Annotated in this window: 16 protein-coding genes; 15 read left to right on the top strand and 1 reads right to left on the bottom strand. The window is 29.5% G+C overall.

What is annotated here, in order from left to right:
• Window positions 1-106: 106 nt before the first annotated feature.
• The gene (locus tag ACXYRO_RS01040; RefSeq protein ID WP_458614057.1) at window positions 107-1,087 is read right to left on the bottom strand and encodes a ribose-phosphate pyrophosphokinase; all 981 of its coding nucleotides are present in this window, start codon (window positions 1,085-1,087) and stop codon (window positions 107-109) included.
• Between the two features lie 201 nt (window positions 1,088-1,288).
• Between ACXYRO_RS01040 and ACXYRO_RS01035 the strand changes: the two genes are divergently transcribed.
• The 15 genes from ACXYRO_RS01035 (at window position 1,289) to pgmB (ending at window position 23,177) form a co-directional block, all read left to right on the top strand.
• Complete coding sequence (locus ACXYRO_RS01035; RefSeq protein WP_458597601.1) at window positions 1,289-1,966, top strand: hypothetical protein; 678 nt, start codon at window positions 1,289-1,291, stop codon at window positions 1,964-1,966.
• Window positions 1,967-2,007: 41 nt separating this feature from the next.
• Window positions 2,008-3,864, top strand: coding sequence for an alpha-amylase family glycosyl hydrolase (locus tag ACXYRO_RS01030; protein WP_458614056.1), 1,857 nt, complete (start codon window positions 2,008-2,010; stop codon window positions 3,862-3,864).
• 315 nt (window positions 3,865-4,179) lie between these two features.
• Complete coding sequence (locus ACXYRO_RS01025) at window positions 4,180-4,623, top strand: hypothetical protein (RefSeq protein ID WP_458614055.1); 444 nt, start codon at window positions 4,180-4,182, stop codon at window positions 4,621-4,623.
• A 39-nt stretch (window positions 4,624-4,662) separates the two neighbouring features.
• The gene (locus tag ACXYRO_RS01020) at window positions 4,663-7,152 is read left to right on the top strand and encodes a hypothetical protein (protein ID WP_458614054.1); all 2,490 of its coding nucleotides are present in this window, start codon (window positions 4,663-4,665) and stop codon (window positions 7,150-7,152) included.
• A gap of 12 nt (window positions 7,153-7,164) precedes the next feature.
• Window positions 7,165-7,683 carry a hypothetical protein gene (locus ACXYRO_RS01015; protein ID WP_458614053.1) on the top strand — a complete coding sequence of 173 codons (519 nt, stop codon included), beginning with the start codon at window positions 7,165-7,167 and terminating at the stop codon, window positions 7,681-7,683.
• 3 nt (window positions 7,684-7,686) lie between these two features.
• Entirely contained in the window at window positions 7,687-10,869 is a 3,183-nt protein-coding gene (locus ACXYRO_RS01010; protein ID WP_458614052.1) for an ABC transporter permease subunit, read from the top strand.
• Window positions 10,869-11,828 carry a sugar ABC transporter permease gene (locus tag ACXYRO_RS01005; RefSeq protein ID WP_435128863.1) on the top strand — a complete coding sequence of 320 codons (960 nt, stop codon included), beginning with the start codon at window positions 10,869-10,871 and terminating at the stop codon, window positions 11,826-11,828. Before ACXYRO_RS01010 ends, ACXYRO_RS01005 begins: the two co-directional genes overlap by 1 nt.
• Complete coding sequence (locus tag ACXYRO_RS01000; protein ID WP_458614051.1) at window positions 11,809-13,050, top strand: ABC transporter ATP-binding protein; 1,242 nt, start codon at window positions 11,809-11,811, stop codon at window positions 13,048-13,050. The genes ACXYRO_RS01005 and ACXYRO_RS01000 overlap by 20 nt, the downstream gene beginning before the upstream one ends.
• Window positions 13,050-13,718, top strand: coding sequence for a hypothetical protein (locus ACXYRO_RS00995; RefSeq protein ID WP_458614050.1), 669 nt, complete (start codon window positions 13,050-13,052; stop codon window positions 13,716-13,718). The genes ACXYRO_RS01000 and ACXYRO_RS00995 overlap by 1 nt, the downstream gene beginning before the upstream one ends.
• An 84-nt stretch (window positions 13,719-13,802) precedes the next feature.
• A complete protein-coding gene (locus tag ACXYRO_RS00990; protein ID WP_458614049.1) occupies window positions 13,803-15,563 on the top strand; it encodes an alpha-amylase family glycosyl hydrolase in 1,761 nt (586 codons plus the stop codon).
• Window positions 15,564-15,586: 23 nt separating this feature from the next.
• A complete protein-coding gene (locus ACXYRO_RS00985) occupies window positions 15,587-16,294 on the top strand; it encodes a GntR family transcriptional regulator (protein ID WP_435128852.1) in 708 nt (235 codons plus the stop codon).
• 205 nt (window positions 16,295-16,499) lie between these two features.
• Complete coding sequence (locus ACXYRO_RS00980; RefSeq protein ID WP_458614048.1) at window positions 16,500-18,521, top strand: alpha-amylase family glycosyl hydrolase; 2,022 nt, start codon at window positions 16,500-16,502, stop codon at window positions 18,519-18,521.
• Complete coding sequence (locus tag ACXYRO_RS00975) at window positions 18,502-20,136, top strand: alpha-amylase family glycosyl hydrolase (protein ID WP_458614047.1); 1,635 nt, start codon at window positions 18,502-18,504, stop codon at window positions 20,134-20,136. The genes ACXYRO_RS00980 and ACXYRO_RS00975 overlap by 20 nt, the downstream gene beginning before the upstream one ends.
• Before the next feature lie 7 nt (window positions 20,137-20,143).
• Window positions 20,144-22,522 (top strand): glycosyl hydrolase family 65 protein, encoded by a 2,379-nt coding sequence (locus ACXYRO_RS00970; protein ID WP_458614046.1) that lies wholly within the window; start codon window positions 20,144-20,146, stop codon window positions 22,520-22,522.
• On the top strand, window positions 22,515-23,177 hold the full coding sequence (pgmB, locus tag ACXYRO_RS00965) for a beta-phosphoglucomutase (protein WP_458597614.1): 663 nt from the start codon (window positions 22,515-22,517) through the stop codon (window positions 23,175-23,177). Before ACXYRO_RS00970 ends, pgmB begins: the two co-directional genes overlap by 8 nt.
• The last annotated feature ends 15 nt before the right edge of the window (window positions 23,178-23,192 follow it).

The raw sequence follows: 23,192 nt of genomic DNA, 5'->3' as shown, positions 1-23,192 counted from the left end.
ATATAATTTGTTTTATCAGCATAAAATTTGTAATATCATAAAATATAAATTTTGCTGATAAACTGTAATATAAAAAAAACACACAAAAGTGTGTTATGGATGCTAATTAACTTGATATTTCTTTTTCATAACTGCGGTAAATTTCTGAAACACTTTCCCCAACTAATGATGCATTAATTACTTTACCTAAAAATTCACCAAGTGAAACAATTTGCAATTTCAAGAACTTGTCTAACATTTCATAATTATCTATACTGTCTGTTACAATTACTTTAGAAACATCAGGGTGATTTTCAAAAACTTCAAAACCCTTGGTAAAAATTCCGTGTGTTGCAGCAACTATAACTTTTTTAGCACCATTTGCTTTTAAAGTTTCAACTGCTTTTAAAATAGTTCCACCAGTATCGATGATATCATCAATTATTACAACATTTTTATCTTTTACACTACCTAAAATCCCCATTACTTCTGTTTGATTTACACCAGTGCGGCGCTTATCAATGATACATATTTGCACACTTTCTGCGATTAATTCAGCTAATCTACGCGCGCGCACAGTTCCACCATGATCGGGAGAAACAACTGTAAATTTTTCACCTGTTGCTTTTAATGCCTTTGCGATTGGATATTGTCCCCTTAAATCATCAACTGGTTTATCAAAGAAACCTTGAATTGAAGGATTGTGTAAATCCACACAAATTACTCTAGAAACACCTGCTGTTTGCAACAAATCAGCAACTAATTTGGCTGTAATAGGTTGTCTTCCACGAGCCTTGCGATCTTGACGGGCATATCCATAGTAACTTAAGCATACATTAATTGTTTTAGCACTAGCACGTTTCAACGAATCAATAAACATCAAAAGTTCCATAATATTATCATTTACAGGTCTTGATGTGCTTGCGATTATATAAACATCCTTATTTCTTACAGTTGGAGTCGAAACCAACATAACTTCACCATCAGCATATACAGTTCGTTCTACATTAGAAAGTGGTATATTAATAATTTCTGAAACTTTTTGAGCAAGTTTAAGCGAATTATGCATACCAAACAAAACAATATTATTATCCATTTTTCCTTTCATTATAATTTTACCTTATTTATATTTTAAACTAAAAGATAATTAAATATTGTGTTTTGTGTATTATATGGTGTAAACATTACCAGATAATTAGAAAAATTATGAAATTTATAATAACTTGATATATCAAAGCAAAAAATTTAATAATGTGATAGATAAGTATATATAAAATAAAAATGTATAATAATAAATATAAGGAATATAATGACAGACAAAAAGAAAAGTAATATTATGAAAAATGTGCTTATTGGTTCATGATTTATCTTAGGTGCTGCTGGTGTTTCAGCTGCTATAGCAATACCGACACATAATTTAAAATATGTACAATCGTTTCCTGATGATGTAAGCAAATTACGTCAAACATATAAGCAGTTTTTAGATACTAAAATCAGTATAATTAATAGTAATCCAAAAGATACTGATTGAGCATTAAGTTTTGACACAAGAGTAAAAGTTTTTTATGATGATAAAAACCTTACTAATGATCAAAAAATAGCTAAACTTGATGCTTTATTAAAAGAACTAAACGATGGATTTATTGAAAGAAGTAAGAAGAAAAGTTTGGATTACATTGATAAAATCGGTAAATTACAACTACATGAGAATGCTTCTAATACTTTAAAAAGTTTTCAAAAAAGCATTGTAAATTTTTATAGAAACGAAATTCATAAAGCAACTTCTTTACAGTTAATTAATAATGCATATTTTGAATCTTCATCAATGCAACAAATCATAAAAAACCTTGATATCCTTGAAAAAAACAACAAAATTTCATCTGAAAAACTTAATGAATTGATATCAAATTGACAAAAAAATAAAGGTAATTTAGATAAAGTTGAAGTATTAAGAAAAGATATCTTAAATCTTGCTAAAGGAAGTTAAAATCTACTTTATAGTAGATTTTTTATGCTAATGGAGTAAATATGAGACATAGATGGTGAATAAAAAAATTTTTATTTTTAACATCATCTGCATTTATTGCAACTGCTATTTCATGCAGTCAACAAAATGATGATGTATCAACTGTTAAAAGATTAAAAGGGTGAGGAAATGATGAATTTGTCGCTGAAAACCAAAAAAGTTTGAATAACTTAAGCTACCAAGATGAATATCAAAATGCAAAATTTCAAGCTCCATTTATCGCTAAAGCAAAATCGAATGTAATGTATCAGTTAACTGTATATTCGTTTGCTGATGGAAATGATGATGGAATTGGTGATTTTATTGGTTTAACTAATAATTTGGATTACTTCGTGAATCTAGGAATAGACACTTTATATCTATCACCAATTCATCCGTCTTCATCATATCATGGATATGATGTTATCGATTATACTGCTGTTGCTCCTGAACTTGGTGGAATGCAAGCTTTTGATAATTTTATAACTAAGGCACACAAAAAAGGAATTAGAGTTGTTTTAGATATGGTTTTAAATCATACATCTTATGAACATCCTTGGTTTCAAAAAGCTTTAGATGGTGATAAAAAATATCAAAAATATTATTATTTTTATGATAACAAACCAACAAACGATAAAGATTATGGTGAAGACAAAGATGTAAGAAAAATCTTTAAAAATATTAATTATCATCAAAACCCAAAACCTGATACAAATCTAAGATATGCAGCAAAATTCTGAAAAGGGATGCCTGATCTAAATTTAACTAATCCGGATGTTTTAAAAGAAATAGAATACATTCATAAATTCTGAATCAAAAAAGGTGTTGATGGTTTTCGCTATGATGCTTTTTACCATTATTTTGGTAGCGAAAATTCACATAAACCAACCGATAGTGATGGATCAAAAACATCCCAATTATTTTTTGATTGACGCGATGTGTCTGATAAAGAAATTAAGCAAGCTATAGAAAATAATGTTGCTCGTTCTGATAAAGAAGTATTAATGTTCGGGGAATGATGAAAAAGTGTTTATGATGCATCAAAATATTTAATGTATGGAAGGTCGAATTATAAAGCTCTTGGTAGTGTCTTAGATGGAAATCATTATAAATATCAAATACATCCGTTTATTAATTCTGATGAGGAAAAAAACTTAATCAATTATCTTAACAGCGATGAAGGTATGAGTTATTGATTACCGTTTTTAGATAACCATGATATCGATCGTTGAATAGCAAATTATAAAAAAAATGTAACAAAATCACCGTTAGGAACATCACATAGACTTAACAATAAAGAAAGAGCAGGTTATTTAGCGGCATTATTTTCTTTGCTTTCTCGTGGTGGAACACCTATTTTATATGACGGAAATGAAATATTAATGCAAGGTGGAGATAAAAGTAAAGGTGATGATAAAATTCGTGAAGCATATTGATGAAAAGATTTGCACAAAAGAGTTTATTTTAAGGATGAAAGATCAGGAAGTGATATTATTCAAACACAGGATTCAAAAGGCGAAGGATATGTTGAATCATTAGTTTCTGATAAAAACGGTTCATATGTATTAGTTTCAAAATTAATCCATTTACGCGAGCAATATCCATCACTTAGAGATCAAGATATAAAATATATTAAGAAACCATCAGACATTATCAAAAATGCATCAAATTATCCTAATAATTTAACCTTAAGAGATAACCATGATGGAAATTATTTATTAGTTGTATATAGTGACAATTTAGGTAGTTTTGAGATTAACCTAAAAGATGGATATAAATTTGATAAGGATTTAATCAATCAAAGTTTTCAAATGAGTGAAAAATCATTGAAAAGCGATTCACACATAAAAGTCGGAGTGTTTTTGATTAAAAAACAATAAAATTTCTGTTTATAATATAAATAACCTTGAAATATATTATTATTACACGAGATAAAAATACACTTTTGTTGCTTATATATGAGCTAAAAAGTGTATTTTTCTTTATTATTAACTTTATTAAAAATCAATAACGAACACTTGAACAAAAACCAATTTATTTACAAAAAAATAAAATTGTTTTGTCATAATCTATCTATAAATAAGCAAATTATGGAACAACTATCTTGACATATCAAGTTATCAAAGGAATTAATATCATATTTTCACAATTATTATGTGTTTTTTGTATTGCTATATTATAATTTAATCAGGATTATGAAGAAAAATATACATTTTTCAAAACCACCATTTAAAACTCGTTTTAGGTGGTTTTGATTAGGTAAATTACCACTTGAACGCAAATATACTCCAAAAATCTTAGAATATTTATTTTTACTCTTTGCAAACATTGTTGTACTTATTATAGAAATTATTTTTATCCAAATTATTATCAATCTCAGTAAATCTCCTAATGTTTTTAATATTAAACTTTTCAAAACCTTGCAAAATTATTGAGTACGTATAATGCTTGCTGTATTAGTAATAAATTATTTAGCGATTGCTTTAATAACTATTCATGTAATTTATATAATGTCAAAAACAGAATTTAATCACTGGATAGGTTATGTTGCTTGTATAAGTGGTTTGTTATTACTCTCACCAATTTGTATTATTTTTTCTTTTATTGCATATCAAAAAAATGAAATTGCATTTGAATAATCCTGTAATTACTTAACAATAGATAAGGAATATTGAAATATGAAAATAAAAAAAGCATTAGTTTATACAGGTGGATTATTATCGCTTGGAGCAGTAGGAGTTGCTGTTTCTTGTGGAACAAGTGGTTCAGCACAACAAGACACCGGAAAAGGTTCTAAGAAAATTTACATCGCTGTGGATGGAGCACAAAAGGACTTTTACAATGAAGTTAAGAAACTTTTTGATGCTTCTGATTCACACACAAAAGATGGATTTACACTTGAATTTATTCAAAAAGGTGTTTTCGATGCATTAAACCTTGGTACACAAGGATTAAACGACCCAACTGTTCCTGATATTTTCTATTTACCTCAAGACCGTGTTACAGAATTTGCACAAAATAATTATTTAGCTGACTTAGATACATTCTTTGGAGATAAAGTAAATGATACACCAAAAGTACTAGATGATTTAAACAAAGTTGTATCGCTACCTGATGACCAAAAAGCTGATATTGTTAAATTCGGAACTATTAACGGGACACAAGATCAGAAACCTACACATAAATTTTTAGCAGTTCGTCATAACAAGGAAGGTCTTATTTTAGCATCAAACAAAGATGAAGCAGACACAAGAGCTGAACTTACAAATGAACATACAGATACATTGAAAGAACTAGTTGAAAAAGGTAAATTAGTCTTAAGATTACAAGACTTTTGATATGGTAATGGTATATTATATGGTGGGATCAAAAAAGCATGAGATTCATACACACAAGTGCAACAAGATGAATTAGGTGGAGATTCATTATCTCAATCATTCTTCCAAAAGAACTTATACAAAAATAATGAAGGACAAGTTTCTTCATGATTTGTAAAAGGTGATAAATGACATGGATTACTTAAAGATGGATTAAAAGAAGTTGCTAATGTTTTATATCCAATTATTCATGCAGCTTATGGATTGACACCAGAGGCATACAAAGAAACCGTTTGAGCTAAAAACGGATTAAGTCAAGGTGATTTACAAGCAATGTACGGAAGCGATATGGGTGTTGTTAACCAAACTATTTTTAGTGCAATGAAAGATAAAAAACTTGACTATGCATTAATTGGGACATGAGATGTTCAAAACTCAAGAGATGCAGCAAATGCACTATCATTCTTCAATGTAGTTCCTGTTGATGATGGAGCTCCATACATTCAGGCGGCCGGTGGTTGAGGTTATGGTATTTCTTCAAGAAACAACGGATCATCACCTGAAAGAAAGAAAGCACTTGAAGAAGTTTTAAAAGCAGCATTTAATTTCGATTCATACTATCAATACTTTAAACAAGATTCTAAAATACCTTATTCAGAAGCTCTATTTTCTAGAATGTCAGATAGAATCAAATCAGATAATACATCAGAAGAAACTAAGATACAAAATTTTGCAAAAAATTTAGGTTATGCTGATTTCAATGAACTTAATAGTAAACTAGCAACCGTTTTAAGTGAACTTAATGAATTAAAAGGAAGCTACGGAAAATGAGGTTTATGAGAATCAAAGGCTGATGAAAACAATCCTATCGCAGATGCTAACCAAGTTTCAAAAGATAAGATGAAAATTACATTCAATGGTTCAACTGAAACAAAAGCAAAAGTTGATGAACTAAATAATTCTTTGGTAAATGCATTGCCACTCAGAAATACACTTGCTGGATTAATGGGATTCACAACTAAATGAAGCGATGAATTAGTTGGTAGCACACCTGCACAACCATGACAGCTTGGTGCAGACAAGATGAAAGCAGGAGCATTTGCTACCTTAACAAACAAGGATAAGTTTGGAAATCTAGGTTTTGTTGATATGGTTCAAGATAAACCAGATGAAAATGGTAACAACGGAACATTCCACTTAAGAAAAATTGAACAATTTATTTTTGGTGTCAATGGAGATGACAATGGTCAAAAAGCCGCTTTAATTGCAAAGATTCAACAAGCGATGAAAGACAATAAACTCCATGAATTTGAAGATCAAGTATTTGCTCGTGCAAAATTCTTCTCTAATACTGCTGCTCCTACAACTGTTTCTGATGAACAAATCCGTAAAATTGTAAAACTTTATTTAGCTGGATTTGAAAACTTTGCTAAGATTTCAACTTTTGCTGATGATTTTATGTCATCTATGATGCAAAAGAAAGATGGAACATTATCTGATGTTACCATTGCTACCACTAAAAATAACATTGATGAATACAATAAATCAATTTCTGTAAACTTTGTGTTTAATGTTCTAACATCAAGCAAAAAACTTCAAGAACAAGGATTAGGTATTCTACAAGTCCAACCAACCAGATTTGATAACTCTAATCCAAACCTAAAAACTGTTTGATCAAATTGAAACGATAAGACTTTTGGTTCAGCAGAATGATACAGATCATTAGGTGATAAACTTCAAACACAAGATAAGTTTTTAAGTGCAATGGAAGATAAATTATCAGCTGATTATACTGAAACACTTAATGCAATAAATTCTGGTAACTTACCAGTTAGAGTAGTATTCATATAATAAGTAAGCTAAATGTACAGTTATACTAAATATAAAATAAATATCGAAAAAAAACAGTTTTATATTTTACTAATACTATTAGCACTGCTTACAGCAGTGCTTCTTATATGGGTATTAATTCCATTCGGATATGGAATTAATACTGAATCGGTGCCTATTGAAATAAGAAGTGATGCAGATAAATTAAGTGAATTTGCAAAAAATCATGCCATCGCAACATTAGTTGCTTATATTGCAAATACCTTAGTTTTAGTTTTCTTTTTGATTTATTTACTACTTTTACGAAGTAAATTGAAAGCAGGATATATCTTTTTTACATGTTGGATTATTGTTTTTATTTTACTTACAGGTCTACCTTTTTTTAGGGGAACATCTTATATGAGTAACTTTCAAATAATAACAGGTACATTTATATCTATTTTCTCTTTTTCAACTGTTATTGCTTTATTTACATTCAGTATACAATATCATATTCAAAGAAAGCTTCATTATTATGAATGGGTTAAAATACACAAAGGAAAGGCAAGGTAATTTATGGAAAAATTAAAGCTGTACAACTGATACGGTGAATCATTCGATTCAATATTACCTCAGAGTGCCGGTAATCTTAAATCCTATAAAAAACAGATTAAAAATGTCTTCTTAAGAACACAAGATCGTATTAATAACCAACAAAAAATAGACAAAGATTTATTCTTACGAGCAAGAACAAAACTACAAGACAACTTAAAACGCGAATTAAATTCGCACAAAGTTGCTTACAAAAACAAGATAATAGTTCTTAAAGATTCTATTAAGAAATTATCATTTTGTACCTCTTCTATTTCTTTGTTAAATTTTGAACTTAAAAAAATTAATGCACAACTAAAAGACATTAAATCATATGCAAAAGATTTTGTTTATTCATTAACAAAATCTGCTGATGATTTAGAAATTAAAGTCGAAAGTATTAAAAAACTACAGACTTCAACTCGTCTTTCAGAAATGCAAACATTTAAAAAATATACTATCTTTTCTATACTTAAACTTTATCTAAAACATGTTAAAGATACAGAATTTGATATCGAAAAAATACATAATTTATTGCTACCTAACGAACTTGCATATATCCAAAAATTAGGAGATTCAGCAAAAATATTCTTTAAAAACTTCTACGAAAGTCTAGAAAAACAAAGATTAAGTTTATTTGCTCGTCGTCAAGAATTAAAACATCAATATGAATCTACATATACTTTACAAAAAGAGTTATATACAAAAGAAAAAGAAAATATTATTCTTGAAAACAGACAAAAAATCCTACAAATCGAATATGAATACACAAGTAAACTGCAAGAACGAAAAAGTCAAGCTAAACAACAAAAGTTGCTTTCGTTAGAAAAAATAAAGCAACAACAAGAACAAATTTTATCAACTGAGGTTGCTAATAAAGCGATTGTTAAAGAAATTGTTGATAAATCAAATTTAGAAGTTATAAAAATTAAGCAATGATATAGATCAATTAAACCATTTTTTAAAGAACGAGCAAGATTGCAAAATTATAAAGACTTATATTCATTACTTTCAAAAAACTTCAATAACTTACCAAAAATTGATTTTAGCATAAAAAACCTAGATTTAAAAGGTTTAAAAGTTAAAAATAACAAAATTCTTAATATTCTTAATGCTTATCAAGTAACCAATGATTATCCTTTTGTTAATATCGCTTTAAAAGAATATTTAAATTTTATTAATGTTTTAAGAGTTCAAAATGAATTTTCAATATTGTTAAAATCCCAATATAAAAATCTGCTTGCAGATGCAAAAGTTAAATATACATATGAAGGTGAATTTCACAAGGTAGAATCAAAAGCATTAAGAGAAAAGTTTATTGATTATCGACTTACTCGCATTAAATATTGCGAAGAACGGATTAAATCAAAGGTTTCTTTATATAATCTTAAACACTTATCAAATCAAAACCAAAACTCTTCTGATTTTGAGAATCTAATGACTGTAATTGATAATCTTATCCAAAAACTAAATGATAATGATGTCAATCCAAATATTAATAAACAAGAAAAACCTATAACTGAATATCAAGCAGAAAAACAAGTTTTTGCTTCATCTAAAAAACTTTATAAAAAAACTTATAAAGAAAATATAGCAGCTTTAAAAGCAAAAATTAAGACAAAAGAAATTACTAAGGTAGCTTTCAAAAACAAGAAAATCGAATACAAAATCGACTATAAAGAGGCTGTTACAGAAGCAAAATTAAAATCAAAAGTTTTATCTAACAAAGAAATTTTGAAAACTTCATTTTGACGTGAATTCGCTGAAATGCGAGTTAATTCAAAAATATATGATAGCAAAATTAATGAAGCACAAAAATCAATACCAATTGAAACAATGAAAAATTTCAGATGACTTGCTTTAGTGCTTGGATTTATTTTCCCTGGTCTTTCTGAATTATTGTTCTTTAAACAATACATAAAAGGAATTTTACTTAGTTTAGGAAGCATCTTTTTATGAGCACTAATTGTTCCATTTTCATTTGGTGCTTACTGAGATAAAATGGGTGGAATTCCTGGTTTTAGCGACTTAGGAGCAGGCAAATTTAACCATGCAGAAGGTATTTTAACAGATGCTCGGATATACTTATTTGGTGGTGTTATAAGTGTTATTTTGATGGTAATAGTCATAATATACTTTGCTACATCATCGCTTAGTAGTTATCGGGTAGCAAAAAACTTAGAATATGGTTCTCGTCCAAGTAAATGATCACATACCAAAAGATGAATTTCGACAGGTGGATATCCCTGAGTGATCTCTATTTTAGGTTGAGTATTAATGCTTTTTGTGGTAGCTACACCTATTATTACATCAGTACTTGTTTCATTTACTAACTATGGTTTTGAGCACTATGCTCCGGCACAAACTGTCAACTGAGTAGGGCTTAAAAACTGAGGATATTGATGAGTATTTCGTAACACTGGTATCTTTAGTGGTTTAGGACGTGTATTTTATTGAACAGCAATATGAACAGTATTTTCAACCTTTATCCCTATTTCACTTGGTATTATAATCGCAATTTTAACAAATAACCAACGCATTAAGTTTAAAAAAATATTTAGACTTATTTATATTTTACCATGAGCTATTCCAGCATTCGTTACTTTATCATTTCTTAGATCATCATTTCAAGGTGGTGAAGTTGGATACATTAACAAAATAATGTTATCAATCGGACTACTAAAGGAGCCACGTAACTGATTAGGTGAAATCGGGACTGCTCGTGTATTGGTAATTGTGGTGCAAACATGAATTGCTTATGCATTTATCTTTATGCTTGTAACTGGTAATTTACAATCTATACCAAAAGATATTTATGAAGCAGGTGCTGTTGATGGAGCAAAAGGAAGACAACTATTCTGACATCTTACCTTACCATCGCTTCTTATTTCAATTGCACCGATGCTAATTGGTCAATTTGTTGGAGCATTTAATAATTTCACTACAATTTCTATTTTCACTGGTGGTGGGCCAAACTTTGCTAAAGCATCTGCATTCAATGAAGCATCAACTGATATTATTATTTCATTTGTCTTCAAAATCGCACAAGGAGCAACCAACATCCCAGGTGACCAAGCATTTGCTGCTGCCTTAACAACCTTTGCTGCTCTTATTTCAATTGCTATTGGTGCAAGAGGGTTTATTAAAACTATGTCAAGGAGAGATTAATGTTCGAAAAATGAAAACGCAAAAGATTTTATCAACATACCTTTGATAAAGTAAAAGTTCCGTATAAAAAATTAACTCCTAGACGAATTAATTTTAACGAAACTGACACCAAACCCTTAACAGCACTTGAAATATTCTGATTATTCTTTAACTACTTATTCTTAATCTTTTGAGCAATAATTATTCTCTTTCCAATAGTTTCATTAATTATTTCAGCATTCAATGTAAATAATGAACGTGTTGTTGCGGTTGTTCCATTTAAATTTGGTTGAGACAACTTCTCTTACTTATTCACCAGTCCTCGTAGCGACTTTTTGATTTGGTATAAAAATACCATCATAATTGCTGTTTTAACTATGGTGATATCAACTGTCGCTGTGGCATTAAATGGTTATGCATATTCCAGATTTAAATTCGCTGGATCAAAAAATTCATTAATGATAATTATGATGTTACAACTGATTCCAGCAACAACTGCTATTATTTCACTTTTCTTACTGGTTCGTTTAGGTAATAGCATTGGGATACCTTCGATATTTATGTTAGTTATTATTTATTCAGGTGGAGCCATTTCAGCGAATACCTTTATGCTTAAGTCCTATTTAGATACCGTATCAAGCGAACTTGATGATTCAGGTAAAATCGATGGATGTAGCAACTGAGGATTATTCTTTAAAATTTTAGTCCCTGTTATTCGTCCTGCGCTTATTATGGTGGCTTTATGATCATTTTTAACACCATTTACTGATGTTATCTTACCTAAATTCGTACTTGCTGATTCAAAAGAAAAAACCTTAGCTGTTGGACTAGACCAATTCTTATCAGCTGAACCAAAACATGTTAATGCAGGAGCATATGCAGCTGGTTCGATTCTTGCTTCTATCCCTGCATTTGCATTATTTATGTACTTACAAAAATACATTGTCGGTGGTCTTTCAGATGGAGCCGTGAAAGGATAATATGTTTTTTAAAAAGAAAAAAGACACAAATAATTCTGTTGTAACAGAAGATAAATTAGATGATACAAGCGGTTTTGAAACCATCGATATTGACGCACTTGTTTCTGAAGTAGGTGAAATTTATGAATCAAGCAATGGTGCTGATATCAAATTAGTTAATATTTCAAAAAAATATGAAGGAAACGAAAAATATACACTTGAAAATATTAACTTAGATATTAAAGCTGGAACATTCTGCATCTTTTTAGGACCTTCAGGATGTGGAAAAACAACTTTATTAAGGATGATTGCTGGATTAAATTCAATTACTAAAGGTGATTTATTATTTAATAACAAAAGATATAACAACCTTTTACCTAATGAACGTAATATCGCAATGGTGTTTCAATCTTATGCTTTATACCCACATATGAATGTTTACAACAACATTTCATTCGGATTAAAAATCGCCCGCGAACGTAAAGATGTTATCGATCGTCGTGTTAAAGATGTTGCAAAAATTTTACGTATTGATGACTACCTTTACCGTAAGCCCCGTGATTTATCAGGAGGACAACGCCAACGTGTAGCTATTGGTCGTGCAATTGCTCGTAAACCACTTGTATTCTTGATGGATGAACCTCTTTCTAACTTGGATGCTAAATTACGCGAAAGTATGCGTCGCGAAATAGTTAACATTCATCGTATGTTAAATACCACAAGTATTTATGTTACTCATGACCAACTCGAAGCGATGACAATGGGTGATCAAATTGTTGTTTTTAACGATGGAAAAATCCAACAAAATGGAAAAGGTAAAGATTTATACTTTAAACCTGCTAATATTTTTGTTGCTAAATTTATCGGTTCACCTACAATGAATACTTTTGATGCTATATATAAAGATAATTTATTGGTATCTAATGATCAAAAAATTCAAATTAAACTTGATACAGAAACAGCTGCATTATTAAAAGAAAACCAAAAAGTAGTTGCCGGTTTTCGTAGTGAAGACCTAAAAATAAGTTATTCCAATACTGAAAACAGAGTGTTAGGTAAAATTGCAAATATTGAATTAATCGGTAAAGATCAATTAGTCACAGTGCGGATTAATGAAGATATTGAATTTATTGTTAATGCTTCTAACTCTGAAGAATTTGAATTATATTCACATGTATATGTTGAATTTATCGTATCTCGCATCCACTTATTTGATAGTCAAAGCGAAGAAAGAATTAACTAATGCATAAGTATTTTGATACTAAAAACAACTATTTAGAACGTAAAATTTATTTAGCAATTATCTCTGTGTTTTTAGCAATTGTAATAATTTTGCAAGCAACCTTATACACTCGCTTTTATGCACAAATTCAACTTGAATATAACTACATTTTAAACAGCGATACAGCAGCCGGATTTACCCCTGCACAAGTTTATGCTAACTCACCTTCATATCAGTTAAAAGAAGTCTTTTGAAGTTTAAATTCAATCAGTATTTTTCTTTCATTGGTTGCTTTATTAACCTTGATTTATATGCAAGTTATGTTATATAAAAATAAATCAAATTCCGATAAAACATTTATTTACTTATTTGCTTTGATACCTGCTATCTTTATAGTTTTATTCTTTATAAATGCTTTACAACCAGATCAAACATTTAAAAATAATTACACACTTATTATAACTGATAATGCAAAATCATATACACCAATTCAAACAGGAGATTTACCTAGAATCAATTATACAACATCATGAATTGCGATGATTTTAGCATTTATATGTATTGTTTTAATAATAGTTGCTAAGAAAAGATACGGATTTGTTAAAAAAGATAAAATTTTAGCAACCAAAGCTCATGATACACAAAAGTTAAAAGTTGAAATTAATGCTTTATTAAACAATTCAAAATAATATTTACCAAGGGTTTCCTTGGTTTTTCTTAACCTGTCAAGTTTATACAAAAATTATTAATCCATTATGATATCATTTATTCCTATGAAATCTTTTAGTAAAACTTTTTACAAGTTATATTATTCATATTTGCTTAAAAAACAACCTTTTAAAACTGCTGCATCATGAGATAACAATCGCGTCGATTATGAATATCATACAGACTATAAAAATCTGTTTTTAACTGCTCCAAAGGCAAAGAAGTTAGAAAATTACAAAAATACCAACATAATTTATCAAGTTTTAATATATAACTTTGCTGATGGAAATAATGATGGAATCGGGGATTTTATCGGTTTAAAAGATAAAATTGAATATATTAGCAACCTCGGAGTCGATCAAATCTGATTAAGCCCAATCCATCCTGCGTCAAGTTATCACGGCTATTCTGTTATTGATTATTGCAATGTTGATTCACGATTGGGTGGCATGAATGCTTTTATTGATTTTTTAAACACAGCACATGAACACGGAATCAAAGTTTATTTAGATATGGTATTTAATCATACTTCTTATGAACATCCTTGATTTCAAGCAGCACTTGCTAATGATGGATACAGTGACTTTTATCGTCTTGATATAAATTTATATGATTCAGATGTTAAAGTTGATAACCTGAAAATAAAAAGCAAATATCCCTTTACCACAGATATAAATGCAACTAATCGAACCTACTTAGCACGTTTTTCTTACGGGATGCCTGATTTAAATTTAGATAATTATAAAGTTATTGAACAACTGATTCATATTCAAAAATTTTGAACAGCTGTTGGTGTAGATGGATTTCGTTACGATGCTTTTGCAGAATATTATTCAAGTGAAATTGAAACTAAAAACAATTTTAATGAAGCAAAAATTTTTCACCTTCTAAGGGATGCATCAAAACAAATTACTGATGCAGAAAACATAGAAGAAGTGTTTATGATGGGTGAGTGAGTTAATTCAGATGCTGTCAAAGGGTTAATGTATTTAAAGGATGCAGATGGTAACATCGGGTTAGATACAATCTATGATGGTGGAAAATTTTTCAGACACAATCCAGATGTTAGAATTGAATATAATCAACTAAAAAATATGTTAATTGAATATCAAAATACATCGCAAAAAGCTAAATGAATCCCGTTTTTAGATAACCATGATGTGCGTAGATGACTTGAAGTATATCGCAGTCAAATCAGTAAGAAAAAATGATATAAATTTAACGATAATCTTACAACATCAGAAAAAGAAGCACTAAATATTGCATTATTTGTGCTTTTAGCGCTACCTGCCACACCTATTATTTATGCAGCAGATGAACTTTATTATTATTCAACTAGATATTATGGTGATCCTACCTTAAGAGAACCAATGAAATGGGAAAATAATACTTATAACTGCTTTATTTATGATCCGAAAGTAAAAGAAAGTTTTGGAGATCATATAATGTTTACATCAGCACTTAATTTAGAAAGCGCTGATGTGCAAAGCAAACAAGGACAAGCATACAAACTAATTCAGTTTATGGCAAAACTAAGAAAAGATTATCCATTTTTATCACTAACAGATGCTGATACGATAGCAAATCCTTATGAGTTTGTTGATACAATTGATTATAACAGTGTTATAATCCGAAAAGACTTAGGACAACAAAAAGAATACTTATTATTTGCTTTTTGTAACTATCAACATAAAAAACTTGATTTATTAAAAATTTCTCGTAATTATCACTTTGAACAAATTTTGCTATATAAAGCAAAAAACGAATCATGAAGAATCTGAATCGAACAAGGTGGATATGTTATTTTCAAGTTAATTAGAAAATAATTTTATTTTGTTAAAATATATTTATGAAAAAGAATAGTCCAGTTAAGTATCAAAAAGACACAAATGAAAAAACAAACCTTAATCAAACCAAGACTAATAATTTGATTAAGTATTTAATTGATTTAATTTCGACTAAAAAAATTCCTATAAATATGATTATGCCTTCTGAACATCAACTTATGAATCGATTTAATTGTTCGCGTTCTGTTGTGGTATCTGCTTATCAGAAACTTTTTTCTATTGGTGCAATTTACTCTATTTCAAAACGTGGCCACTTTGTAGCAGAAAATTTTCATAACCTAATTAAACCTATAAGTTATTTGATCGGGGTTGATAGAATTCTTGGCAGTGAAACTAAGGAAACCTTGCCGAATTGATTTAAAGATAAAAATATTATTTTTACCGAAGGACATCGTTCTTTTAAAATGAACTATCAAAAGGCAGGTGAGATTATTGCTGAAGGTGATATATATGTTTCTACTAAAAACATTGATGAATTCGAACCTATTGATACTAGAACACCAATTATCAACATTCTAATTGATCGACATAGTCTAAAAAATATTGTTTATGAATTAAAATATGAAAAAGTAAATAAATTTGGTGTTGATAACATGGTTGTTATTGCTTTTTGAGGTTATGACAGCGATAGCATTTGTATAGCAGGGAAATATTATATAAAACCCGAACATTTTAAATTCTATCATCAAGAATTTTCATTATATGTATAATTTTTAAAATAAAATTTATTTTTTATCTTGCTCTTAGTAATAAAAGAAATTTGATTTATTGAAAAAAAGTTAAAAACTAGCACATTTTTTATGCTGTTTTTAATTTTTTTATTATATTTTAGGTGCATAAAATTATCTCTTTGATATGTCAAGAAAATTATTAATTTATACCTAAAAAAGACAAAATAAATTTATAATATTGCATATGAATATTAAGAATAAAAACAAAAGGTTTTATGCAGATTTTGATGAAAAATATGCATATAAAAAACCTGATTTAGGAATTAAATTTTTAGACTTTCATATTCAACTAAAGCTCTGACAGCCACTTGCTCAAAGAGTCGAAGTGATGCTCTATGATAGTAATTTAAAATTTGTTCAAAAATTTGATTCATTAAAAATAGATACAGTTTGAAAAACACAAATACCATTACATTTTGAAGGATATTTTTATCAATATAAAATTTGACATTCAGATGGTAGCATTACAAATGCTTTAGACCCATATGCTATTTCATTGGCTGCATTTGATTGAGAAGGTAAAGAAGATAAAGTAGGTTATGGAGCATTGGTTAATATAAATTCAAAAAAAGCAGGTTCTGTTCCTAAAAAATTCGCTACCGAACTTAATAATAGCACCGATGCATTAATTTATGAGTTACATGTTCGTGACTTTACTAGTTTAAAAAGTCAAAAAGAGTTTAAAAGTAAACTAGGGACATTTAATGCTCTATTAGAAGCAGATTTATTCTCATATGTCAAAAAACTCGGTATCACACACGTGCAGTTTCTACCTATTCATAGCACATATGCATTAAATGAAAATAACCAAAACATCCTTAAAAAAGGACAAGGAAGTGGATGAACTACTAATTACAACTGAGGATATGATCCTCATAATTATTTTGCAATAAATGCTCAATACAGCAGTAATCCTAAAGATCCATACGCAAAAATCGCTGAATTCCGTAATTTAGTTTCAAATGCACATAAAAAAGGAGTTGGAGTTATTTTAGATGTTGTCTATAATCATATGATGACCAACAACATCTATGATAATGTTTTACCTGGTTATTATTATCGAGATAATGCTAAGGTTAAACCTGTTACATATCCACCCCTTGCTGATGAAAGATATATGGTAAAACGAATTATTTTAGATTCGCTAAAATATTTTGTCGAAGAATTCGGAGTTGATGGTTTTCGTTTCGACCTTTCTTGCTTTATGCATGCTGAAACATTTAATGAAATTGCTAAGGAACTGCGTAAAATAAATCCAAAACTTATCTTACACGGTGAAGCCTGAAGATGTGGTGATTTAAAACATGACATCAGCTACATCAAAGGAGTAACCGGAAATGACATTGCTTTTGGATACTTTAACGATTCGGTTCGTAATGCTATCAAAGGTGATGAACACTCAGAATATGCACCTGGCTTAATTTCAAAATTTGATATCGAACTATTTCGTCAATATGTAACAAGCATTGTAGGTGGCATTAAGGATTACAATTTTGGAAATATATATTATTCAAAAGATCCGTATGCTCTTTTTGCCAATGATATTTCAGTAAATTTAGCTTATGCAGCATGTCACGATGGTATGACTTTATGAGATAAAATTAACACTACAACTAATGATTTATCGTTAATTCAACGTATTGAAATGTATCGACAAGCTTTAATGATGACAATATTTACTCAAGGAAAACAACTTGTTTTAGCCGGAACAGAACTTCTTCAAAGTAAACCCTGTGATATATCAGGAAGCGAAAGTGATCGCTGTGTGGTATCAACCTATGATGATTTTAAGTATTATCCAGATAAGTCTGCATACCAGTCAAATTCATATAAAACAACTGACTACACCAATGGAATTAAATGAAAAAATTTAAAGAATCCAAAAGTTGAAAAATATGTTTTTGAGTTCTTTAAAAAATTAAATAAATACCGTAATAAAACTTCATTTTTTAGACTCCATAGCAATAGATTAATCAACCAATGTCTTAAATTTATTGATGTTGATACCTTAAAAAAAATCATAATTTTTAAAATAACTTATCAAAAACAAGTTATTCAGGTAATTCATAACTTCTCTGATGAAGAATATACCTATGACAAAGACTTAAAAGTTTTATTCAACTCAAAAATTGAGTATAAAAATGGTATTTTATCACCGCACTCAACAGTATTATTAGAGGTAAGAAATGATAAAACTGCAAGATAAAATTATTTACCAAATTTTCCCTAGATCGTTTTATGATGCGAATAACGATGGAGATGGGGATTTACAAGGGATTATCACAAAACTTCCATATCTACATAAATTAGGAATAAATGCTATTTGATTATGTCCAACATATGACACTAACTTCGTCGATGCTGGTTACGATGTGCTTGATTATAAATCAGTATGAAAACAATTTGGTACCTTAGAAGACTTTAGATTAATGTCATCAAAAGCTGCAGAATATGGAATTGATATTATTATGGATATTGTGCTAAATCATGTCTCAAATGAACACCAGTGATTTAAAAAAGCCTGTGAATCGGTTGAAAACAGTGAACATAACTACTTTATTTGAAGAGAAAAACTTACCGATGAAGAAGCAAAAGCACAAAGTATTTTTGGTGGTTCTGCATGAGAATATGTTCCAAGTGTTCAAAAATACTACTTTCACTTATTTTCAAAAGAACAAGTTGATTTAAACTGAGCACATCCAAATACCATTGATGCAATGTCTGATGTTATAGATTTTTGATACAATTTAGGTGTTCGTGGTTTTCGACTTGATGCTATTAAACATGTAGCAAAAACCTTTGATAATGTTGCTGCTAACCCTTATTTTGCTTGATGTGATGGAGCAGTTGAATATCTTAAAAAATTCAATGAACAAGCATTTAAAAACAAACCAGATGCATACACATTAGGGGAAGCTTCAGGAATAACAGCAGATGAATTATTAGAATATGCAAAAGGTGATAATCAAGTTTCACAAAACTACTTCAATTTTGCTTGATGATGAATTGGATGGGGTAGAAAAACAGGTAGAAATGGATATGATGCTAATTGAGACTATAAAGAGTTTGTTTATCAGCAACAACCTTTTCAACACAATCACAACATTACCACGCAAATGTTTACCAACTTTCTATCTAACCACGATACATCACGTAGCATTTCTAGATGGGGAGATGAAGGTATTTTTCATAGCGAAGCAGCCAAATCTTATGCTCTAATGCTTTTTGCTTTAAAAGGTATTCCTTGCATTTATTATGGTGAAGAAATTGGTTTATTAAATACCCATTTTGATAACAGATCTCAATTCCGTGATTGCGATATTGAAAATGGATTCGCTGATTTAGTAGATAAAAATAAAATTTATAGCGAATCAGAGTTTATCAAATATCTAAATATCAATTCACGCGATGCAGGAAGATCGCTAATGCAATGAAACAAGCAAACTAATGCCGGATTTAATGCAGGTTCAAAACCTTGAATCAATTTTGGTAGAAACAGTGAACATATCAATGTTGAAACTGCATTAGCAGATGCAAATAGTATTTTTTACTTTTATCAAAACCTTATTTCAATGCGTAAAACAACATATAGAGATGTTTTTGTATTAGGTTCTTCACATCTTGAAATTACTTACAGCGGACTTATTAAAATCGTTCGCGAATATCAAGACACAAAATTAATTGCATATTTAAATGTTACAAACAAAGAAATTTTTGAACAAATCAATACAGGACAACAAATTTTATCAACATATGCTGATAATAAACCAATAACAAACACATTTCGTCCTTACGAATCTGTATTAATCAAAGTTAATTAAGGAAAACATGGATTTTTTAAAATACGATTTAGAGAAAAAACGGATTAGTCAAATTAAATTCAACCGTTCAGTAACTGCAAAAACTGAAAGCATCTTTGCATTAGGTAACGGATATATGGGAATACGGAGCGCAGACGAAGAAAGAGCATCATATAACAAAGAAGACTTTTTTGTTAACGGGATGTTTAATAAAGATACCAAAGACGATTCGCCTGAGTTAGTAAATTTAGCAGATTTAATGACTACTCCTATTATCATTAACGGTATAACTTTTGATGTTAAAAACCGTGACGAGTATAATAAAACACTTTACATTCGAGAAGGTTTTTTAAAACGTAAGATCTTATTAGAACGTGATCACGGAAAATACTGTTTTATTTTTGAACGTTTTGTTTCTAGAAATGATCCGAATGTTTATGCACAAAAAATTAAGATTAAAGTTTTAGAAACAACTGATAATAAAGATATAGAAATTATTATCAAACCTGCTATTAATGCACAAGTCACCAACTCTGGAACTCAACATTTTGGGGAAGGTGCAAAAACCCGAATCACTACTGAATCACTGCAAATGGAGCAGTGTACTACACTTTCTAAGCGTTGAGCAGTTCATAACCTTATCACCAAACTTTATTTAAATGGTGAGTTTATTAGGGGTGGAAATGACGACTATGTTATCGAAATGAAGCGTCGCTATGTAGGTTTTAAAATCAAATTAAATGCTAAAGCAGGCGATGTAATTGAACTAGAAAAATTAATGTCGGTTCATACATCAGTTGATAGCAAAAATTCATTATTACCGAAAAAAGTTGTTCGTGAAAATGCAAATACAAAACATCAGCAACTACTTAATAAATCATATGAAGAACTTAAAAATGAATCAATTGAAAAAATGCATTCTCAAGTTTGAAAAGAGTTCTTTGTCAAAATCGAAGGCGATGAAGAAAGCAAATACGATTCACTCGCTCTTGATTTTGCAATCTTTCATCTAAACGGGTTTGTACCTAGACATTCAACAAACTTAAATGTGGGTGCTAAAGGACTTTCAGGTGAAGGTTATCAAGGACATACATATTGAGATACCGAGTTCTTTATTAATCCAATTTATTTATTCAATCGAGCTAAAGTTGCTCGAAACTTACTAACATATAGATATAAAGGCATTGAAGGGGCTCGTGCAAAAGCAAGAGAAATCAAAGAAAGACCTCAAGAAAGTAATTTAAAAGGGGCACAGTTCCCTTGAGAAATGGCATGACCAACTGATGGCGAGGTATGTCCATATTGAGGTCAAGCTGATGTGATGACCGGTAAACAAATTCCCATCGCTTCACGTCGTCAAGAAATTCATGTTTCAGCTGATGTTGCTTTTGCAGTAAATCAATATTATAAAATTACTGGTGATGAAAAATTCATGGAACAAATGGGATATGAAATGATTATCGATACAGCTATTTTCTATGCATCACGTGCTGAAAAACAAAGTGATGGAAGTTATCATATTCTAGATGTAATGGGTCCAAATGAATATAAAGGAAATATTGATAATAGTGCTTATATCAATATGTTAGCCAAGTTCAATATTGATTTAGCTTTAAAATATATAAATTTATTAAAAAAGAAAAAACCTTATTGATGAGCTATTATTAAATCAAAAATTCCTTACCCAATTAATGTAACAAAACTTAAAGAAGTTTCAGAAAAACTCAAGCAACAAAAACCAAATGAGAATTTAGTTATCGCTGAAAATGACCAGTTTTTACAACTACATCGTGGTAATGTTCTACCATTTCAGATGTTAGGTGATGCAGGCAAAAAACTATTTAACACCCAAGAAGGAAATGCGTTACTTTCTTGTCAACTTGTTAAACAAGCCGATGTTATTTTGCTGTTAAACATCCTACCACATTTATATTCTAAAGAAATAAGAAAAGCGAATTTTGATTTTTATGAACCTGTTACAACACACGATTCATCGCTGTCTCCTGTTACATATACCATCGAAGCAGTAAGATTGAAAATGATTGAAAAAGCCTACCAGTTATTTAAATATGGAATCAATGTGGACTTAGGTCCTGCAATGCATACATCCGATGCAGGAATTCATGCTGGTTCATTAGCTGCAATTTATCATATGATTGTTTTTGGTTTTGGAGGTTTAAATTGACATAATGATGCATTACATCTAGAACCACTGCTTCCAAAAAATTGAAGTAAACTTACATATCGATTTAAATACCAAAATGCTGCATTTGAAGTTGTTTTAAATCAACAAAACTTTAGCATTAGAACTATTTTAGATACTAAATTTAACGGTTATATCTGAATCAATGGACAAAAAAGAAATATAAATAAAAATCCACAAACTTTTGAGGTTATCCATGATTAAAGGAATAATTTTTGATCTAGATGGGGTGATTACTGATACAGCAATTTTACACTATCAATCTTGAGCAAAAGTTGTTAAACAATTTGATATCGATTATACTTTTGCAGATAATGAACTTTTGCGTGGCTTACCACGCATCGAAACCTTAAAAGCTATTTTAAAACTTAAAAAACCAAGTTTGCAGCTAAATAATTCAAAATTACTAGAAGTAAGTGAACAAAAAAATTTGTTCTATAAAGAACTTTTGCAAACACAAATTAATGAAAAATCCATTTTACCAGGGATAACAAAATTTTTATCCGATGCAAAAAATAAAAATTTAAAACTTGCTATTGCATCAAGTAGTTATAATGCCCCTACTATCTTGGAAAAATTAGGTATTATCAACCTTTTTGATTACATTGTTTATCCGGGAGATATCAAGAACGGTAAACCTGCGCCAGATATCTTTATTAAGGCTGCAGCAGGTTTATCCTTAGATGTAAGTGAGTGCTTCGGAATCGAAGATGCAGTTGCTGGAATTCAAGGGATTAAAGATGCAAAGATGAAAGCTGTTGCAATCACAGCAAATGCAGAAGAATTTAAAAATGCAGATATTGTTTTAACATCTACATCGCAATTAAATTTAGATACTATTTTAGCAAAATTCAACTAACAGACATATGTCTGT

This window comes from Mycoplasma sp. 4013, from assembly GCF_054353875.1.
Note: the sequence above shows the minus strand (reverse complement) of the source record. Positions and strands in the feature narration are given on the sequence as shown.